The organism is Pseudomonas sp. 2848 (genome assembly GCF_003253945.1).
In the GTDB taxonomy this organism is placed as follows: Bacteria; Pseudomonadota; Gammaproteobacteria; order Pseudomonadales; family Pseudomonadaceae; genus Aquipseudomonas.
Window position 1 is genome coordinate 11,469 of record NZ_QKZD01000006.1, and the last position, 17,726, is coordinate 29,194.

Here is a 17,726-nt window from a genome sequence, read left to right on the forward strand (position 1 = left end):
TGCCGGCTGCCGCGGGGGTGGGGATCAGCTGTTGGAGTTGTCGATCTTGATGGTCGGGTCGCCACCGCTGATCAACGAGTTGATCGTGGTGTTGGACCAGTTGACCCCTTCGAGCTTGATGCTCACATCGGCGTTGGCCAGGCCGCCGGCGGCGTTGAGCTTGCCTTCGGTGCTGACTTGCAGGGTCGACTCGCCATTGACCGTGGTTATCTTCAGGAAGTTGTCGATGGTGCTGGCCTTCTCGCCCTGGAGCAGGTCTCTCAGGTCGAGGCGGTCGCCTTCGCTTGCCTTGAAGTCCTTGATCACGTCATTGCCCAGGTCGCCGGCCTTCCACACGAAGGTGTCGGCACCACTGCCACCGGTCATGATGTCATCGCCCTTGCCGCCGATGAGGATGTCATTGCCGGCACCGCCAAACAGGATGTCGTTGCCTTCACCGCCGAGCAGGGTGTCGTTGCCGGTGCCGCCGAGCAGGATGTCGTTGCCCTTGCCGCCGTCGATGTAGTCGTTGCCACCCTGGCCGAAGATGATGTCGTTGCCGTTGCCGCCCAGCAGGGTGTCGGCGCCGTCGTTGCTGCGTGAGACGTCGAACTCGGTGTAGTGCTCGGTGATGTACTTGTGCATCGCCCGTGCGTCCACGCTGCCCGCGTCTACGCCCAGCTTGTCGGCGACATAGCCGCGGATCGCCTCGACACCGGTACCGGCAACACCGTCGAAGACCATCAGGTCGCCGAAGATGATGTCGTTGCCGTCGCCACCATTGACCGTGTCGTTGCCCGGTTGGGTGACTTCGGTATGGCCGAGGATGGCTTCGGCCAGCTTGCTCGGGTCGATGTTGGTCTGCGGCTTGCCGTCAGTGTCGTACGGTTTCAGGTCGTTGGTGTTGACGCCATTGTTGAGGCCGATGGCCTCGACCTCGGAGAGGCCCGAGAGCAACTTGAAGCTGTCCTGCGAGTTGTTCGTGGTGGTGCTGTTGGTGTCGTAGCCCAGGCCACCACGCGAAGACAGCTCGTAGGTGCCGTTACCTTCCGCGTGCAGCTCGCCCGATACGCCGTATTTCCAACCGTTGCGGTAGTACTGCACCTGCAGGTTACCGGCATTGTCGATGCTGACGTAGTTGGTGTTGCTGCTGTCGATGTAGCCGTTGTACGCCATGCCCGGCTTGTAGTTGATCGAAGCCAGGAAGGTGTCCAGGGTGATGCCCGAGGTGCCCAGGGTCGGGTTGGAGTTCTCGTTGGTCTGGTAGTAGGTCGGCTTGCCATCGGTGATGAAGAACGTCTGGTTGCTGCCGGTATTGCCACCATCCTTGAGGTTCTGGAACCAGTTGGCGGTGGTCTTGAAGGCGTCCTCGTAGTTGGTGCCGCCGTCTGCCCGCAGGTTGTTCAGGGCGTTGAGCAACTGCTGCAGGCCGGCATCGTTCAGGGTCACCGCAACACTGCTCTTGACCTGGGTGGCGAAGTCCACCAGGAGGACGTTCACGGTACCCGACTGGTCGCCCTTGACGCTGGCGGCCAGGGTCTTGAACACCGATTCCAGGGATTTCTTCGCCGCATCCACGCCGGACGAGCCCATGCTGCCCGAGGTGTCGACGATGAAGGCGAGGTTGTAGTCCTGGCCCGGCACCACGTGCAGGCCGGTGACGTCGGCAACCACTACATCGTTGCCGTCGGTGCCGGTGATGTTGTCGCTGTCCGAGGACAGGTTGCTGGTGGTGTAGGCCTGCGGGTAGACGGTAACTTTGATGGTACCTTCGCTGGTTGCCGTGCTGCCGCCGACGCTCTCGGTGGAGGTCGAGCTGACCTTCACGTCAAACTGGCCCTGGTAGTAGGCCGGCGGCTTGATGGTCAGGCTGCCCAGGTTCCAGCCGGTAACGTCCACCGCGTCCTTGCCGACGGTGAAGGTATGGCCGGCATTATCGGCCAGTACCGAGCCTGCCGGGATGCCGCTGAGCTTGACGCTCAGGGACTCGGAGCCGTCGGTGTCGGTGAGGTTGGTGCTGATGCCCACCAGCTTGACCGGGGCGCCGTTCTCGCTGCCTTCGTTGAGCTTGTAGCCGTCGTAGTACCCCTGGTTGTTGCTGCCGTGCAGGTCGCCGACGGTCACGCCGGCGTTGGTCAGGTCCTTGACGCTCGGGTACATCGGGATGTTCGCGCTGTTGAGGTCGGTGACCGCGCCGTTGCCCACCTTGATGTTGACGTCCAGGCTGCCAGGACCGGCCTGGTTGGCGTTGTAGATCTCCAGGGTGTAGTAGCCGCTGGTGGTCGGGGTGAAGCTGCCGGAGATGGCGCCGCTGCCCGAGCCCCAGGTGCCGCTGGCGACGTTCTTGCCGCCCACGACGATCTGCAGGCTGTCATCGGCGGTACCGCTGAACGCGTAGGTCTTGCCGGCTTCCAGGTAGATCAGGCCGGAAGTCTTCGAGCCGCTGCCCGCAGTCACGCTGGCAACGGTGTCGACACCGGTGACAGTTTCGCTCTTGCTGGCATTGCCGGCGTTGGCGAAGACATTCTTCAGCGCATCGCCGGTGATGCCGTTGCCGTTGCTGCCCAGGCCGGTGAGGCTGTTCCAGGTTTCCTTGAGCAGGCCGATGGAGTTGACGTTGTTGTTGCCGATGTTCAGGTCAGGCTTATCGGCTACAGGCGCGATATCGACCTTCATGGTCACTTCGCCGCCGGCGTTGGTGCCGTCGTTGGGCTTGTACTTGATCTGCGCGTAGTCGGCCTGCTTGTTGCCCACGCCGCTGCCGCCATAACCGTCGACGCCCGACTGGTTGGCCTGCGGCACGAACTTGAGCTTGCCGGCGGCGATGTCAGCCTGGCTGATATTCTGGTTGAGCGAGACATCGACCCAGGAGGTGCCGTTGAAGAACTTCAGGCCGCCCAGGTCCGGCAGCTTGCTGATGGTCACCGAAAGACCAGTGTTGCCATCGGCGTCGCTGACGTTGAAGTCGCCCCACTTGAACACGTAGTCGGTGTCTTCGCTGCCGGTCACCGCGCCGCCGGTCGACACCGGTGCATGGTCGTTGTCGATTATGGTGGTGGTGACGCTGGACTTGCCGGCGTCGACCTGCAGGTTCTCGAAGCCGCCGCCCGTGGCACCGCTGATCTTGACTGTGAAGTTCTCCGAGCCCTCGACCAGCTTGTCGTCGATGGTCTTGATGTCGAAGGTGGTGCCGCTGCTGCCGGCCGGGATCTTCACGGTGACCACACCGGTGAAGTCCTGGCCGTCGGTGGCGGTGCCGCTGTAGGTCAGGGTGATGGTCACCTCGGACTTCGACGGATTGCTCAGGGTCAGGTTGTAGTGGGCGGTGTCGCCTTCGGTCACCGAGGTGTCGCCGCTGATGCCGACAGTGGTCAGGTCGCCCTGGCCGCTCGGCTCGTCGGTGACGCTGGTGGTGACGGTATTGCTGCCCAAGGTCAGCTTCTCGAAGTTGTCGCCACCGGCGACCGACTCGATCTTGTTGACGATGTTCGGTTGGCCACCGAGGTACGGGTCGTCCTTGGCGGTAATGGTGAAGGTGCCGCTGGCGCTGCCGGCCGGGATGCTGACCTTGGTGCCGTCGGTCAGGGTGAAGGTCAGGCCGTTGTGCCCGACTACCGACAGACCTTGGGCATTGGTCAGGGTCACGGTGTAGGTGACCTGGCCGCCCTCGGTGACGGTGGTCTTGTCGGCGGACAGCGTGGCGACCACTTCACTGATGGTGTCGGTGATCTGCACGGTGGCATTGCCACCCAGCTCCAGGTTCTCGAAGGTCTTGCCGGTGACTACGGCCTCGGTGACGCCGACGGTCAGCGAGCTGCCGTCCTTGAACACGTCGTCGCCCTGCGCGGCGGCCTTGTACTCGACCTGGGTCTGGCCGGCGGGGATCACCACCTTGGCGCCGTTGCTCAGGGTCACGGTCAGGTCCTGTGCCAGTTTTTGGCTGACCTTGACGGTGAACGACGGTTGCTGGTCTTCGGTGACGTTGCCATTGCCGACGATGGTGACCGAGACCTTGTCACCCTGGTTACCGGTGCCCGGCGTGCCCGAACCTGGCTCGTCGGTGACGCTGGTCTTCACTTCGTTCTGGCCGAGGGTCAGTTTTTCGAAGTTGTCCGCGCCGGTGACGCCGGTGATCTTGTTGCTGATGGTCGGCTGACCACCGACGAACACGTCGTCCGGCGCATTGATGGTTGCGGTGCCAGTGGCGCTGCCGGCCGGGATGCTGACCTTGGTGCCGTCGGACAGGGTGAAGGTCAGGCCATTGTGGCCGGTGACCGAGAGGCCCTGTGCGTTGGTCAGGGTCACGGTGTAGGTGACCTGGCCGCCTTCGGACACGGTGGTCTTGTCGGCGGACAAGGTGGCCACGACTTCACTGATGGTGTCGTTGATCTGCACGGTGGCGCTGCCGCCGAGCTCGAGGTTCTCGAAGGTCTTGCCGACCACGCTGGCATCGCTGATGCCAACGGTGAGCGGGCCGCCGTCCTTGAACACATCGTCGCCCTGGATCGGCGCCTTGTATTCGACCTGGGTCTGGCCGGCGGGAATCACCACCTTGGCACCATTGCTCAGGGTGACGGCCAGGTCCTGGTCGAGCTTCTGGCTGACCTTGACGGTGAACGATGGCTGCTGGGCTTCATTGACATCGCCGTTGCCGACGATGGTGACCGAGACCTTGTCGCCCTGGTTGCCGGTGCCTGGAGTGCCCGAACCCGGCTCGTCGGTGACGGAGGTCTTCACTTCGTTCTGACCCAGGGTCAGTTTCTCGAAGTTGTCGGCGCCGGTGACGCCGGTGATCTTGTTGCTGATGGTGGCCTGGCCGCCGATGAACACGTCGTCCGGCGCGTTGATGATGGCGGTACCGGTGGCACTGCCGGCCGGGATGGTGACCTTGGTGCCATCGGAAAGGGTGAAGGTCAGGCCATTGTGGCCGGTGACCGACAGGCCCTGGGCGTTGGTCAGGGTCACGGTGTAGGTGACCTGGCCGCCTTCGGACACGGTGGTCTTGTCAGCGGACAGCGTGGCGACCACTTCACTGATGGTGTCGTTGATCTGCACGGTGGCGTTGCCGCCCAGTTCGAGGTTCTCGAAGGTCTTGCCGGTAACTGCGGCGTCAGTGATGCCGACGGTCAGCGAGCTGCCGTCCTTGAACACGTCGTCGCCCTGGGCGGCGGCCTTGTACTCGACCTGGGTCTGGCCAGCCGGGATCACCACCTTGGCGCCGTTGGACAGGGTCACGGTCAGGTCCTGCGCCAGTTTCTGGCTGACCTTGACGGTGAACGACGGTTGCTGGTCTTCGGTGACGTTGCCATTGCCGACGATGGTGACCGAGACCTTGTCACCCTGGTTGCCGGTGCCTGGTGTGCCCGAGCCCGGCTCATCAGTGACGGAGGTCTTCACTTCGTTCTGACCCAGGGTCAGCTTCTCGAAGTTGTCCGCGCCGGTGACGCCGGTGATCTTGTTGCTGATGGTCGGCTGACCACCGACGAACACGTCGTCCGGCGCATTGATGGTGGCGGTGCCAGTGGCGCTGCCGGCCGGGATGCTGACCTTGGTGCCATCGGTGAGGGTGAAGGTCAGGCCGTTGTGGCCGGTGACCGAGAGGCCCTGTGCGTTGGTCAGGGTCACGGTGTAGGTGACCTGGCCGCCTTCGGACACGGTGGTCTTGTCGGCGGACAAGGTAGCCACGACTTCACTGATGGTGTCGGTGATCTGCACGGTGGCATTGCCACCCAGCTCCAGGTTTTCGAAGGTATGGCCTGGAACCGTGGCATCGGTGATGCCGACGGTCAGCGAGCTGCCGTCCTTGAACACGTCGTCGCCCTGGGCGGCAGCCTTGTACTCGGTCTGGGTCTGACCGGCCGGGATCACCACCTTGTCGCCGTTGGACAGGGTGACAGTCAGGTCGTATCCAAGCTTCTGGCTGACCTTGACGGTGAACGAGGGCTGCAGGTCCTCGGTGACATTGCCATTGCCGACGATGGTGACGGAGACCTTGTCGCCCTGGTTGTCGGTGCCCGGGGTTCCAGTGCCCGGCTCGTCGGTCACGGAGGTCTGCACCTCACCTTGGCCGAGGGTCAGTTTCTCGAAGTTGTCGGCACCGCTGACGGTCACCAGTTTGTTGCTGATGGTCGCCTGGCCGCCGACGAACACATCGTCCGGTGCATTGATGGTGGCAGTGCCGGTAGCGTTGCCGGCGGGGATGGTGACCTTGGTACCGTCGGACAGGGTGAAGGTCAGGCCGTTATGGCCGGTGACCGACAGGCCCTGGGCATTGGTCAGGGTCACGGTGTAGGTGATCTGGCCACCTTCGGACACAGTGGTCTTGTCGGTGGTGAGGGTCGCGACGACTTCACTGATGGTATCGGTGATCTGCACAGTGGCGTTGCCACCGAGCTCCAGGTTTTCGAAGGTCTTGCCGGTGACTGCGGCATCGGTGATGCCGACGGTCAGCGAGCTGCCATCCTTGAACACATCGTCGCCCTGGGCGGCAGCCTTGTACTCGGTCTGGGTCTGACCGGCCGGGATCACGACCTTGTCGCCGTTGCTCAGGGTCACGGTCAGGTCCTGCGCCAGTTTCTGGCTGACCTTGACGGTGAACGACGGCTGCTGGTCTTCGGTGACATTGCCTTTGCCGACGATGGTGACGGTGACCTTGTCGCCTTGGTTATCGGTACCTGGAGTGCCGGTGCCTGGCTCGTCGGTCACGGTCGTGGTGACCGTGTTGTCGCCGAGGGTGAGCTTCTCGAAGTTTTCTGCGCCGCTGACGCCTTCGATCTTGTTGACGATCGCAGGCTGGCCGCCGACGAACACGTCGTCCGGTGCGTTAATGGTGAAGGTGCCGCTGGCGCTGCCGGCCGGTACGGTGACCTTGGTGCCATCGGTCAGAGTGAAGGTCAGGCCATTGTGGCCGGTGACCGAGAGGCCCTGGGCGTTGGTCAGGGTCACGGTGTAGGTGACCTGGCCGCCTTCAGACACAGTGGTCTTGTCGGCGGTCAGCGTGGCGACGACCTCGCTGACGGTGTCGGTGATCTCAACGCTGGCGTTGCCGCCGAGCTCGAGGTTCTCGAAGGTCTTGCCGGTAATCGACGCATCGGAAATACCGACGGTCAGGGTGTCGCCATCCTTGAATACGTCATCGCCTTGGGCGGTGGCTTTGTACTCAACTTGGGTCTGACCGGCCGGGATGACGACTTTATCGCCATTCGACAGGGTGACGGTCAGGTCCTGGCCGAGTTTCTGGCTGACCTTGACGGTGAAGCTTGGCTGCTGGTCTTCGGAGACAGCGCCGTTGCCGACGATGGTGACCGAGACTTTGTCGCCTTCGTTGCCGGTGCCCGGAGTACCAGTACCTGGCTCGTCGGTGACGGTCGTGGTGAGGGTGTCCTTGCCGAGCGTGAGCTTCTCGAAGTTGCCCGCACCGCTGACGCCTTCAAGTTTGTTGACGATCGAAGGCTGGCCGCCGACGAACACGTCGTCCGGCGCGGTGATAGTAAATGTGCCGCTGGCGCTGCCGGCCGGGATGGTGACCTTGGTGCCATCTGTCAGGGTGAAGGTCAGGCCATTGTGGCCGTTGACCGGCAGCCCCTGGGCATTGGTCAGCGTCACGGTGTAGGTGATCTGGCCACCTTCGGTGACGGTGGTCTTGTCGGCAGTGAGGGTCGCGACCACTTCACTGATGGTGTCGGTGATCTGTACCGAGGCGTTGCCACCCAGCTCCAGGTTCTCGAAGGCCTTGCCATCGACGGCGGCATCGGTGATGCCGACGGTCAAGGTATCGCCGTCCTTGAAGACGTCATCACCTTGGGCTTTGGCCTTGTAATCGGCTTCGGTCTGGCCAGCAGGAATGACGACTTTGTCGCCATTCGACAAGGTGACGGTCAGGTCATGGTCCAGTTTCTGGCTAACCTTGACGGTGAAGGCTGGCTGCTGGTCTTCCGTGACATCGCCTTTGCCGACGATGGTGACGGTGACCTTGTCGCCCTGGTTGTCGGTGCCTGGGGTACCAGTACCTGGCTCGTCGGTCACGGTCGTGGTGACTGTGTTGTCACCCAGAGTCAATTTCTCGAAGTTGTCGCCACCGGCAACCGATTCGATCTTGTTGACGATGCTCTGCTGGCCGCCGACGAATACGTCGTCAGGAGCGGTGATGGTGAAGGTACCGCTGGCACTGCCGGCAGGAACGGTGACCTTGGTGCCATCGGTCAGGGTAAAGGTCAGGCCATTGTGGCCGTTGACCGAGAGGCCCTGGGCGTTGGTCAGGGTCACGGTGTAGGTGACCTGGCCGCCTTCAGACACAGTGGTCTTGTCGGCGGTCAGCGTGGCGACGACCTCGCTGACGGTGTCGGTGATCTCAACGCTGGCGTTGCCGCCGAGCTCGAGGTTCTCGAAGGTCTTGCCGGTAATCGACGCATCGGAAATACCGACGGTCAGGGTGTCGCCATCCTTGAATACGTCATCGCCTTGGGCGGTGGCTTTGTACTCAACTTGGGTCTGACCGGCCGGGATGACGACTTTATCGCCATTCGACAGGGTGACGGTCAGGTCCTGGCCGAGTTTCTGGCTGACCTTGACGGTGAACGACGGCTGCTGGTCCTCGGTCACCGCGCCGTTGCCGACGATAGTGACCGAGACCTTGTCGCCTTCGTTGCCAGTGCCCGGAGTGCCGGTGCCTGGCTCGTCGGTGACGGAGGTTTTCACTTCGTCCTGACCCAGGGTCAGTTTCTCGAAGTTGTCGGCACCGGTCACGCCTTCCAGTTTGTTGGTGATGGTAGGTTGACCGCCGACGAATACGTCGTCCGGCGCATTGATGGTGATGGTGCCGGTGGCGCTGCCCGCTGGCACGGTGACCTTGGTGCCGTCGGTCAGGGTGAAGGTCAGGCCGTTGTGGCCGGTGACCGACAGGCCCTGGGCATTGGTCAGGGTAATGGTGTAGGTGATCTGGCCGCCTTCACTGACGGTGGTTTTGTCGGCAGACAGGGTCGCTACGACTTCGCTGATGGTGTCGTTGATCTGAACGCTGGCGTTGCCGCCGAGCTCGAGGTTCTCGAAGGTCTTGCCGGTGACCGAGGCGTCGGAAATCCCTACGGTCAGGGTGTCGCCGTCCTTGAAGACGTCATCACCTTGGGCCTTGGCTTTGTACTCGGCTTCGGTCTGGCCGGCCGGGATCACCACTTTATCGCCGTTGCTCAGGGTTACGGTCAGGTCCTGACCGAGTTTCTGGCTGACCTTGACGGTGAACGACGGCTGCTGATCTTCGGTGACTGCGCCGTTGCCAACGATGGTCACGGAAACCTTGTCGCCTTCGTTGCCAGTGCCGGGCGTGCCAGTACCTGGCTCATCGGTCACGGTCGTGGTGAGGGTGTCCTTGCCGAGCGTGAGCTTCTCGAAGCTATCCGCGCCGCTGACGCTTTCGAGCTTGTTGACGATCGAAGGCTGACCGCCGACAAACACGTCGTCCGGCGCGGTGATGGTGAAGGTGCCGCTGGCACTACCCGCAGGAATAGTGACCTTGGTGCCATCGGTCAAAGTGAAGGTCAGGCCGTTGTGGCCATTAACCGGCAGACCCTGGGCATTGGTCAGGGTGACGGTGTAAGTGATCTGGCCACCTTCCGACACAGTGGTCTTGTCGGCGGTCAGGGTCGCGACGACTTCGCTGATGGTGTCGGTGATCTGCACCGAGGCGTTGCCGCCCAGTTCCAGGTTCTCGAAGGCCTTGCCATCGACGGCGGCATCGGTGATGCCGACGGTCAAGGTATCGCCGTCCTTGAAGACGTCATCACCTTGGGCTTTGGCCTTGTAATCGGCTTCGGTCTGGCCAGCAGGGATCACCACCTTGTCGCCATTGGACAGGGTGACAGTCAGGTCGTGGTCGAGCTTCTGGCTGACCTTGACGGTGAAGGCCGGCTGCTGGTCTTCGGTGACATCGCCCTTGCCGACGATGGTGACGGTGACCTTGTCGCCTTGGTTGTCGGTGCCTGGAGTGCCGGTACCTGGCTCGTCGGTCACGGTGGTGGTGACCGAGTTGTCGCCGAGGGTCAGCTTCTCGAAGTTGTCGCCACCGGCAACGGATTCAATCTTGTTGACGATCGAAGGCTGGCCGCCGACGAATACGTCGTCAGGAGCCGTGATGGTGAAGGTGCCGCTGGTGCTGCCTGCCGGAATGGTGACCTTGGTGCCATCGGTCAGGGTGAAGGTCAGGCCATTATGGCCGCTGACCGGCAGACCCTGGGCATTGGTCAGGGTCACGGTGTAGGTGATCTGGCCACCTTCGGACACAGTGGTCTTGTCGGCGGTCAGGGTCGCGACGACTTCGCTGACGGTATCGGTGATCTGCACGGTGGCATCGCCACCCAGCTGCAGGTTCTCGAAGGTCTTGCCATCAACGACTGCATCAGTGATGCCGACGGTCAGCGAACTGCCATCCTTGAAGACGTCATCGCCCTGGGCATCCGCCTTGTACTCGACCTGGGTCTGGCCAGCCGGAATCACCACCTTGGCGCCATTGCTCAGGGTGACGGTGAGATCCTGGTCCAGCTTCTGGTTGACCTTGACGGTGAAGGACGGCTGCAGGTCTTCGGTGACATCGCCGTTGCTGACGATGGTGACAGATACCTTGTTGCCGGTATCCGGATCATCAGTGACAGTAGTGGTGAGTGTCTCCTTGCCGAGCGTCAGCTTCTCGAAGTTGTCCGCGCCGCTGACACCTTCGAGCTTGTTCACGATCGAGGGCTGGCCGCCGACGAATACGTCGCTCGGGGCGGTGATGGTGAAGGTCCCGCTGGCGCTGCCGGCCGGAACGGTGACTTTGGTGCCATCGGTCAGGGTGAAGGTCAGGCCGTTATGGCCGGTGACCGCCAGGCCCTGGGCATTGGTCAGCGTCACGGTGTAGGTGATCTGGCCACCTTCGGTGACGGTAGTCTTGTCGGCGGTGAGGGTCGCGACCACTTCGCTGATGGTGTCGGTGATCTGCACCGAGGCGTTGCCGCCCAGTTCCAGGTTCTCGAAGGACTTGCCATCGACGGCAGCATCGGTGATGCCGACAGTCAGGGTATCGCCGTCTTTGAAGACGTCGTCGCCCTGGGCCTTGGCCTTGTATTCGGCTTCGGTCTGGCCTGCTGGGATCACCACCTTGTCGCCGTTGGACAGGGTTACGGTGAGGTCATGGTCGAGCTTCTGGCTGACCTTGACGGTGAAGGCCGGTTGCTGGTCTTCGGTGACATCGCCTTTGCCGACGATGGTGACGGTGACCTTGTCGCCCTGGTTGTCGGTGCCTGGAGTGCCGGTGCCCGGCTCGTCAGTGACGGAGGTCTTCACTTCGTCCTGACCCAAGGTCAGTTTTTCGAAGTTGTCGGCGCCGGTGACGCCTTCCAGCTTGTTGGTGATGGTTGGTTGACCACCAACGAACACGTCATCCGGAGCGGTGATGGTGAAGGTACCGCTAGCACTGCCCGCAGGAATAGTGACCTTGGTGCCATCGGTCAAAGTGAAGGTCAGGCCATTGTGACCGTTAACCGGCAGACCCTGGGCGTTGGTCAGCGTCACGGTGTAGGTGATCTGGCCGCCTTCGGTGACGGTGGTTTTGTCAGCGGTCAGGGTTGCGACGACTTCGCTGATGGTGTCGGTGATCTGTACCGAGGCGTTGCCACCCAGCTCCAGGTTCTCGAAGGCCTTGCCGTCAACGGCAGCATCGGTGATGCCGACAGTCAGGGTATCGCCATCCTTGAATACGTCATCGCCCTGGGCCTTGGCCTTGTACTCGGCTTCGGTCTGGCCAGCTGGGATCACCACCTTGTCGCCATTGGACAGGGTGACGGTCAAGTCGTGGTCGAGCTTCTGGCTGACCTTGACGGTGAAGGCTGGCTGCTGGTCTTCGGTGACATCGCCCTTGCCGACGATGGTGACGGTGACCTTGTCGCCTTGGTTGTCGGTGCCTGGAGTGCCAGTACCCGGCTCATCGGTCACGGTTGTAGTAACCGAGTTGTCGCCGAGGGTCAGCTTCTCGAAGTGGTCGCCACCGGCAACCGACTCGATCTTGTTGACGATGTTCGGCTGGCCGCCGACGAATACGTCGTCAGGAGCGGTGATGGTGAAAGTACCGCTGGCACTGCCGGCAGGAACGGTGACCTTGGTGCCATCGGTCAGGGTAAAGGTCAGGCCATTGTGGCCGTTGACCGGCAGACCTTGGGCATTGGTCAGGGTCACGGTGTAGGTGATCTGGCCGCCCTCGGACACGGTGGTCTTGTCAGCGGTGAGGGTCGCGACCACTTCACTGACGGTGTCGGTGATCTGCACCGAGGCGTTGCCGCCCAGTTCCAGGTTCTCGAAGGACTTGCCGTCGACAGCAGCAGCGGTGATGCCGACAGTCAGGGTGTCGCCGTCTTTGAAGACGTCGTCGCCCTGGGCTTTGGCTTTGTACTCGGCTTCGGTCTGACCGGCTGGAATGACGACTTTGTCGCCGTTCGACAGGGTCACGGTCAGGTCGTGGTCGAGCTTCTGGCTGACCTTGACGGTGAAGGCTGGTTGCTGGTCTTCGGTGACATCGCCTTTGCCGACGATGGTGACGGTGACCTTGTCGCCTTGGTTGTCGGTGCCTGGAGTGCCGGTACCTGGCTCGTCGGTCACGGTGGTGGTGACGGAGTTGTCGCCGAGGGTCAGCTTCTCGAAGTTGTCGCCACCGGCAACCGATTCGATCTTGTTGACGATGCTCGGCTGGCCGCCGACGAATACGTCGTCAGGAGCGGTGATGGTGAAGGTACCGCTGGCGCTGCCCGCCGGAATGGTGACTTTGGTGCCATCGGTCAGGGTGAAGGTCAGGCCGTTGTGGCCGTTGACCGGCAGACCTTGGGCATTGGTCAGCGTCACGGTGTAGGTGATCTGGCCACCTTCGGTGACGGTGGTCTTGTCGGCGGTCAGGGTTGCGACCACTTCGCTGATGGTGTCGGTGATCTGAACCGAGGCGTTGCCACCCAGTTCCAGGTTCTCGAAGGACTTGCCGTCAACGGCAGCATCGGTGATGCCGACGGTCAAGGTATCGCCGTCCTTGAAGACGTCATCACCTTGGGCTTTGGCCTTGTACTCGGCTTCGGTCTGGCCAGCAGGGATCACCACCTTGTCGCCATTGGACAGGGTGACAGTCAGGTCGTGGTCGAGCTTCTGGCTGACCTTGACGGTGAAGGCAGGTTGCTGGTCTTCGGTGACATCGCCTTTGCCGACGATGGTGACGGTGACCTTGTCGCCCTGGTTGTCGGTGCCTGGAGTGCCGGTGCCTGGCTCGTCTGTGACGGAGGTCTTCACTTCGTCCTGACCCAGGGTCAGCTTCTCGAAGTTGTCGCCACCGGCAACCGATTCGATCTTGTTGACGATGCTCGGCTGGCCGCCGACGAATACGTCGTCAGGAGCGGTGATGGTGAAGGTACCGCTGGCACTGCCGGCAGGAACGGTGACCTTGGTGCCATCGGTCAGGGTAAAGGTCAGGCCATTGTGGCCGTTGACCGGCAGACCTTGGGCATTGGTCAGGGTCACGGTGTAGGTGATCTGGCCACCTTCGTTGACGGTGGTCTTGTCCGCAGTCAGGGTTGCGACGACCTCACTGATGGTGTCGGTGATCTGGACGGAAGCGTTACCGCCCAGCTCCAGATTTTCGAAAGCTTTGCCGTCAACGGCAGCATCGGTGATGCCGACGGTCAAGGTATCGCCGTCCTTGAAGACGTCATCACCTTGGGCTTTGGCCTTGTACTCGGCTTCGGTCTGGCCAGCAGGGATCACCACCTTGTCGCCATTGGACAGGGTGACAGTCAGGTCGTGGTCGAGCTTCTGGCTGACCTTGACGGTGAAGGCTGGCTGCTGGTCTTCAGTGACATCGCCTTTGCCGACGATGGTGACGGTGACCTTGTCGCCTTGGTTATCGGTGCCTGGGGTGCCGGTACCTGGCTCGTCAGTCACGGTGGTGGTGACCGAGTTGTCGCCGAGGGTCAGTTTCTCGAAGTTGTCGCCACCGGCGACCGATTCGATCTTGTTGACGATAGAAGGCTGGCCGCCGACGAACACGTCATCCGGTGCGGTGATGGTGAAGGTGCCGCTGGCGCTGCCCGCCGGAATGGTGACTTTGGTGCCATCGGTCAGGGTGAAGGTCAGGCCGTTGTGGCCGTTGACCGGCAGACCTTGGGCATTGGTCAGCGTCACGGTGTAGGTGATCTGGCCACCTTCGGTGACGGTGGTCTTGTCTGCGGTCAGGGTTGCGACCACTTCGCTGATGGTGTCGGTGATCTGAACCGAGGCGTTGCCACCCAGTTCCAGGTTCTCGAAGGACTTGCCGTCAACGGCAGCATCGGTGATGCCGACAGTCAGGGTATCGCCGTCTTTGAAGACGTCGTCGCCCTGGGCCTTGGTCTTGTATTCGGCTTCGGTCTGGCCTGCTGGGATCACCACCTTGTCGCCGTTGGACAGGGTTACGGTGAGGTCATGGTCGAGCTTCTGGCTGACCTTGACGGTGAAGGCCGGTTGCTGGTCTTCGGTGACATCGCCTTTGCCGACGATGGTGACGGTGACTTTGTCGCCCTGATTGTCGGTGCCTGGGGTACCAGTGCCCGGCTCGTCTGTGACGGAGGTCTTCACTTCGTCCTGACCCAGGGTCAGTTTTTCGAAGTTGTCGGCGCCGGTGACGCCTTCCAGCTTGTTGGTGATGGTTGGTTGGCCGCCGACGAACACGTCATCCGGTGCGGTAATGGTGAAGGTGCCGCTGGCGCTGCCGGCCGGTACGGTGACCTTGGTGCCATCGGTCAGGGTGAAGGTCAGGCCGTTGTGGCCATTAACCGGCAGACCCTGGGCATTGGTCAGGGTGACGGTGTAAGTGATCTGGCCACCTTCCGACACAGTGGTCTTGTCGGCGGTCAGGGTCGCGACGACTTCGCTGATGGTGTCGGTGATCTGCACCGAGGCGTTGCCGCCCAGTTCCAGGTTCTCGAAGGCCTTGCCGTCAACGGCAGCATCGGTGATGCCGACAGTCAGGGTATCGCCATCCTTGAATACGTCATCGCCCTGGGCCTTGGCCTTGTACTCGGCTTCGGTCTGGCCAGCAGGGATCACCACCTTGTCGCCATTGGACAGGGTGACGGTCAAGTCGTGGTCGAGCTTCTGGCTGACCTTGACGGTGAAGGCCGGCTGCTGGTCTTCGGTGACATCGCCCTTGCCGACGATGGTGACGGTGACCTTGTCGCCTTGGTTGTCGGTGCCTGGAGTGCCGGTACCTGGCTCGTCGGTCACGGTGGTGGTGACCGAGTTGTCGCCGAGGGTCAGCTTCTCGAAGTTGTCGCCACCGGCAACGGATTCAATCTTGTTGACGATCGAAGGCTGGCCACCGACGAATACGTCGTCAGGAGCCGTGATGGTGAAGGTGCCGCTGGTGCTGCCTGCCGGAATGGTGACCTTGGTGCCATCGGTCAGGGTGAAGGTCAGGCCATTATGGCCGCTGACCGGCAGACCCTGGGCATTGGTCAGGGTCACGGTGTAGGTGATCTGGCCACCTTCGGACACAGTGGTCTTGTCGGCAGTGAGGGTTGCGACCACTTCACTGACGGTGTCGGTGATCTGCACGGTGGCATCGCCACCCAACTGCAGGTTCTCGAAGGTCTTGCCCGCCACGCTGGCATCGGTCACGGCGAGGGTCACGGAGCCGGCGTCGTTGAATACGTCGTCGCCCTGGGCCGGAAGGCTGTAGGTGGCCTGGGTCTGGCCGGCGCTGATGACCACAGTGGCGCCATTGGACAGGGTCACGGTCAGGTCATGGTCGAGCTTCTGGCTGACCGATACAGTGAAGGTCGGCTGTTCGGCCTCGGTCACGTTGCCATTGCTGGCGATGCTGACGGTCACCGTGTCGATGCTGTCGCTGATCACGGTCTGGGTCGGCGTAGTGTCGGGTTCCAGCTTCTCGAAGTTGCCACCGGTGACACCAGTGATGCTGGTGCTGACCGTGCTGCCGTTGACGAATACGTCGTTAGCCGGGGTCTGGAAGTCGACGCTGCCAGTGCTTTCGCCGGCCTTGACGGTAATAGTCTGCCCATTGGACAGAGTGACGGTGACCGGAGTCTGGGCCGGGTTGGTCAGGGTCACGGTGTAGGTGATCACGCCGCCTTCGGTGACGCTTGGAGTCGCGGTCAGAGTGGCGGTGGTGGTGTCGATCGAGTCGTTGATCTTCGTTTCCGCTGGTGCCGGGTTCGGCTCCAGTTTCTCGAAGTTGCCGCCCGTTGCGCTCGTGATCGTGGTACTGACAGTACTGCCATTGTTATAGACGTCGTTGGCCGGGGTCTGGAAATCGACGCTGCCGGACGACTTGCCAGCCTCGATGGTGACGGTCTGGCCATTGGACAGAGTGACGGTGACCGGAGTCTGGGCCGGGTTGGTCAGGGTCACGGTGTAGGTGATCACGCCACCTTCGGTCACGCTTGGGGTCGCGGTCAGGGTGGCGGTGGTAGTGTCGACGGAGTCGTTGATCTTCGTTTCCGCAGGTGCCGGGTTTGGCACCAGATTCTCGAAATTACCGCCCGTTGCCCCCGTGATCGTGGTGCTGACGGTGCTGCCGTTGTTATAGACGTCATTGGCTGGGGTCTGGAAATCAACGCTGCCTGACGACTTGCCGGCTTCGATGGTGACGGTCTGGCCATTGGACAGGGTGACGGTGACTGGGGTCTGGGCCGGGTTGGTCAGGGTCACGGTATAGGTGATCACGCCACCTTCGGTCACGCTTGGGTTGGCGGTCAGCGTGGCAGTGGTGGTATCGATGGTGTCGGTGACCTCGGTCACCGCCGGCGTGGTGCTCGGCGTGACGATCAGGCCGTTGCCGCCGCTGGTTCCGGTGATGGTCGCGGAGATCTGGCCGCCATCGATGTAGGGCGTGTCGTTGGCCGGGACATTGACGTTGACGGTGCCGGTGGTCTGGCCCGCCGGGATCACGATGACAGCGCCATTGGACAGGGTCACGGTCAGGTTGGTCAGCGGTGGCTGGCCGACGGTGGCGGTATAGACAATTACGCCACCCGCCTCGGTGATCGTGGGAGTGGCGCTCAGGGTCAGCCCTGTGGTGAGCGGGGCGTTGGTGGTGTTGGTACTGGCGTTGTTGCCGTCCAGCCCGCCCTGCTCATCGATACCCAGCCCGTTGGCAAAGCCTATTGGGCCGGTGGGGAAGCCGATGGTCGGGTCGACCACCCCGGCGGTTTCCTGGAGCAGGACGAAGCTATGCCCGCCGCCTACCGAACCGCCGCCTGCCGCGGCCGGGCCGGCAGCGGTGGCCTCCAGTTCGGTGGTCGGGTCGACGCCGGCGGCGATGGCTTGTTGCAGCTCCTCCACCGAGGGCGCCGCCTGGGCGGTGGCCTGGCTCAGGTCGATGCTGCTGTCGGGGGCGTCGGCACTCCACTGGGTGTCGCGACCGAGGTCGAGCAGACGGCCGTCGGCCAGCTCCAGAGTGACCGCGCCGCCAGTGCCGGTGTCTACCTGTTCACCGGCAAGCAGGCGATCGCCTTCGATCAGTACGCGCCGGATGCCTTCTGGGGAAACTGCGATGACTTGGCCAACAATGCTTTTGACGATGGCAACAACAGTGCTCATTGGACTCTCCGGACTACCCGTTCAGTTGGCTTCCATGCCCGGCCGGCATTCGAAGGCGGCGACTGATGGAATGTTTCAATAATGTTTTTGACGCATAATTGCGTCAATTTTACGTCTATAATTTCTGGCTATTAAGTTTATGCCAAACT

At 62.2% G+C, this 17,726-nt stretch carries 1 protein-coding gene; it reads right to left on the reverse strand.

Annotated elements, in window-relative coordinates; all coding sequences use genetic code 11:
• Positions 1-24: 24 nt before the first annotated feature.
• Positions 25-17,577: an immunoglobulin-like domain-containing protein gene (locus tag DFS21_RS13185; RefSeq protein WP_111532466.1), complete on the reverse strand. Its 17,553-nt coding sequence runs from the start codon at positions 17,575-17,577 to the stop codon at positions 25-27.
• Positions 17,578-17,726 lie beyond the last annotated feature (149 nt).

Coding starts and splice junctions, on each gene's coding strand:
- DFS21_RS13185 (WP_111532466.1), bottom strand. CDS start 17,577: ATGAGCACTGTTGTTGCCATCGTCAAAAGCATTGTTGGCCAAGTCATC.